General features: G+C 66.6%; 3 protein-coding genes and 1 pseudogene. 2 read left to right on the top strand and 2 right to left on the bottom strand.

Annotation, left to right across the window (positions count from 1 at the left end; genetic code table 11):
- Positions 1-146, top strand: a pseudogene (locus tag MKK68_RS29425) (cyclic nucleotide-binding domain-containing protein); the annotation flags it as partial.
- The gene (locus MKK68_RS07685; RefSeq protein ID WP_244029637.1) at positions 133-2196 is read left to right on the top strand and encodes a family 2A encapsulin nanocompartment cargo protein cysteine desulfurase; all 2064 of its coding nucleotides are present in this window, start codon (positions 133-135) and stop codon (positions 2194-2196) included. The pseudogene MKK68_RS29425 and the gene MKK68_RS07685, both read left to right, overlap by 14 nt.
- A gap of 555 nt (positions 2197-2751) precedes the next feature.
- Here the strand turns inward: MKK68_RS07685 and MKK68_RS07680 are convergent.
- Together MKK68_RS07680 and MKK68_RS07675 are read right to left on the bottom strand one after the other, a co-directional pair.
- A complete protein-coding gene (locus tag MKK68_RS07680; protein ID WP_244029635.1) occupies positions 2752-3135 on the bottom strand; it encodes an acyl-CoA thioesterase in 384 nt (127 codons plus the stop codon).
- Positions 3136-3159: 24 nt separating this feature from the next.
- On the bottom strand, positions 3160-3521 hold a 362-nt coding region (locus tag MKK68_RS07675), incomplete at its 5' end, for an HAD family hydrolase (RefSeq protein WP_244029633.1).

Genomic DNA, 3521 nt, shown 5'->3' with positions numbered 1-3521 from the left:
GCCTGTCGGTGCGCTACATGGGCACCAACGACCACTCGATCGCCTCGCACCTCGTCACCCGCTACTTCTCGGCCGCGGTGCTGGTCGAGGACGCGATCGCCCGCCTCGATAACGTGCTGCTCGGCAACTACCATGACTACGCTTGAGGCCGGTCTTTTGGGAGCATCCGCCATCGGCATCCCCACGGGCGCACCCGGCGATCTTGCCCACGCCGATCTCGTCGGGCGCCTCGCCCGCGAGATCTACGGGCAGGGCAACGCGGCCTCCGCGCAGCTGACGCCTTCGCTGCCGGCCTCGCCGCAAGCCCCCCATGGCCTGGAATCCCTCCCCCAGGCCCCCGGGCAGCCGTCGCTCCCGGGTGCCGCGATCGGCACCCCCTCCGTGCCCTGGGGCGCGCTTCCGTCGGGCTTCCAGCCCGACGCCTCGGCGCTCGGCGCGCGCAACGTCGGCAGCCCGAGCGTCGGGCTTCCCGGTCTGACCGGTCCGTCGGCTGCCAACCCGTTCGGCGGGACGCCCGCGCCGACGAGCGCCGGCCTCCTCGACACCACAACGATTCCCTCGGTCCATCCGCTCGCCGACCCGTTGTCGGCGCAACGTGGCCTGCCGGAATTCTTCGTGCCGAGCGTGCCCGACGTCGCCGCCTTCCTTCCCGGCGGCCCGGACCTGCATCGTACGATTGCCAAGGACCATCCACGGGCGACCGCGTTTGCGCACGCGATCGCGCCGAGCCTCGTGCCGGCCGATCCGTCGAAGAGCGGCGTGGACGTTTCCCAGGAGAACTTCCAGAGCACCGGACGTCTGTCAGGCGATCCCGTGCGCACGGTGCAGCATGGTCACGACGAGCCGTTCTCGTCGGGCGACTATTACTTCCTGACCGGGGGCTCGCGCGCGTCGAGGCCGCACGCCACGCCCCGCGTCGAGCCCGCGCGACACAGCGGGCCGGCCCCACGCGTAACCTCACAGGGGTCGAGCCCGGTGGGCGCGCCCTTCGACGTGGAGCACGTCCGCAAGGACTTCCCGGCGCTCCACCAGAGCGTGAACGGGCACCGGCTGGTCTGGCTCGACAACGCGGCCACCACCCACAAGCCGCAATCGGTGATCGACGCGACCTCCGAGTTCTACGCCCGCCACAACTCGAACATCCACAGGGCCGCGCACACGCTGGCCGCCCGCTCCACCGACCTGTTCGAGGGCGGCCGCGAAAAGGTGCGCCGCTTCCTCAACGCGCCGAGCAAGGACGACATCGTCTTCCTGCGCGGTACCACCGAGGCGATCAACCTCGTCGCGAACTCGTACGGCCGGGCCAATATCGGCCCGGGCGACGAGATCATCGTCTCGACGATCGAGCACCACGCCAACATCGTGCCCTGGCAGTTGCTCAGCCAGGCCACCGGCGCGACCCTGCGGGTGATCCCGGTCAACGATCGCGGCGAGATCATCTTCGAGCAATACGCCGCCCTGCTGTCGGGCCGGACCAAGATCGTGTCGGTGACGCACGTCGCCAACGCGCTCGGCACCGTGAACCCGGTCCGCGAGATCATCGCCCTCGCCCACGCCTACGGCGTGCCGGTGCTGGTCGATGCGGCCCAGTCGACCCCGCACATCCCGATCGACGTGCAGTCGCTGGATGCCGACTTCGTCGTGTTCTCCGGCCACAAGGTGTTCGGGCCGACCGGCATCGGCGCGCTCTACGGCAAGACGCATCTCCTGGAGGCGATGCCGCCGTGGCAGGGCGGCGGCCACATGATCGAGGACGTGACCTTCACCAAGACGGTCTACAAGGGCGCGCCGGAAAAGTTCGAGGCGGGCACGCCGGACATCGCCGGCGCCGTGGGCCTCGGCGCGGCGCTCGACTACCTCGAAAGCGTCGGGCTGCCGGCCATCGCCGCCTACGAGCACGACCTGCTGGACTATGCGCAGGCGGGGCTTGCCGACATCAAGGGCCTGCGCCTCATCGGCACGGCCCGCGAGAAGGCGAGCGTGATGTCCTTCGTGATCGAGGGACAGACGAACGAGGCGGTGGCCCACCACCTTGACCGCCACGGCGTCGCTGTGCGCTCTGGCCACCACTGCGCCCTGCCGGCGCTCCGGCGTTTCGGCGTCGACCAATCGATCCGCGCCTCGCTCGCCTTCTACAACACCCGCGAGGACGTGGACGTGTTCCTCAGGGCGCTTCACCGCCTGCCGCGTCAGTAGCGACGCAAGGATCGGAGCAGCAACCCGCCCGTTCTGATAGGAGGCCGATGCTGTCATTCCAGCATCGGCCTCTCGTCCGTTGCCGACACGTCCGGTGGATAAAGCGCGTTAAGACAATGTCTCCGACCGAACCCGGACATGCAGTGGATCAGCACCCGCCTAAGCCCAATACCTAAGTAAAATTGAACAAATAGGTTTCCTCCGACTCAGTCGTAGCTGTCAAAAATGGATACGGCCGTTTCCCGGCAGCAATCTCATGCATTCAAGTGCTCGGGATGGGCGCGAAGCCGCCGATCGAAGCGATCCGAACGAACGTCCGATTCCATGGCTTTGCTTCCCAGAAGCGGACCGACAGAAAACCACCCATCCCAATCGTAGAGCAGACGGACGGGACACGACCCAACTCGGTCGTAGAGCGGACGGGCGGGTCCCGACCCATGCCAGCCGTAAGGGAGGACATCGGCGCTTCCCGAAAGCATCCATGCATAGGAGTCCAGACACCTCGGCCCTGCACCCTGGGAACGGCGAACGCCTCCAGTTCCTGTTAGACCGGAGTTAGGTCCGATGCCGCGCCTTCCCCTCGTCGTCCAAGGCGACATAGGTGAACACCCCTTCGGTGACCTTCTGCGGATCACCTCCGGTCCTATCCCGGATCCAGACCTCGATCCGAACGCCCAACGATGTCTCACCGTCTTCCTGTAATTTGCAGTAGCAACTCACCTCATCACCGACCGAGATCGGCCTGAGAAAACGCATTGCGTCGATGCTGACCGTCGCCACGCGGCCCTTAGTTCGCTGGGCAGCAAAGGTTCCACCGGCCAGATCCATCTGCGAAACCGTCCAGCCTCCGAAGATGGCGCCAGCAGCGTTCGTGTCGCGCGGCATGGCGATGGTGCGCAGGTGTGGACCCTCGGACGGGCTTGAGCTCGTGGCTGCCATGGGAGGTGCTCCGTCCTTGTACGATCAGGCCTGCGACCCGGCGAGTGGCGAGGTCTCGTATCGGGCGAGCAGTTCAGTCGGATCCCGATAGGTGGCGATGCAGCCGGCCTGCATGAGTTCTTCGACCGTCCACCCCCCCGTAAGCAGCCCAATCGTCCGAATGCCGGCCTTCGTAGCAGCTTCGGCATCGTAGGGCGTATCACCGACGACGACGGCATCCTGTGCCGCGACGCCGTTTAGGCGCTTCAGGGCCGCCTGGAAGATGTCCGGGTTCGGCTTGCTCTCCTCCGCGTCATCAGACGACGTCTCGATGCTGATGAGATCGTCGATCTCGGCGATCTTCTTGTAAGTCTTGAGCTCGTCGCCCTTGGCGGAGGAGGCGAGTG

This window comes from Methylobacterium sp. E-016 (assembly GCF_022829745.1).
In the GTDB taxonomy this organism is placed as follows: Bacteria; Pseudomonadota; Alphaproteobacteria; order Rhizobiales; family Beijerinckiaceae; genus Methylobacterium.
The sequence above is the reverse complement of the archived record's forward strand: the minus strand, read 5'-3'. Positions and strand labels throughout refer to the sequence as shown.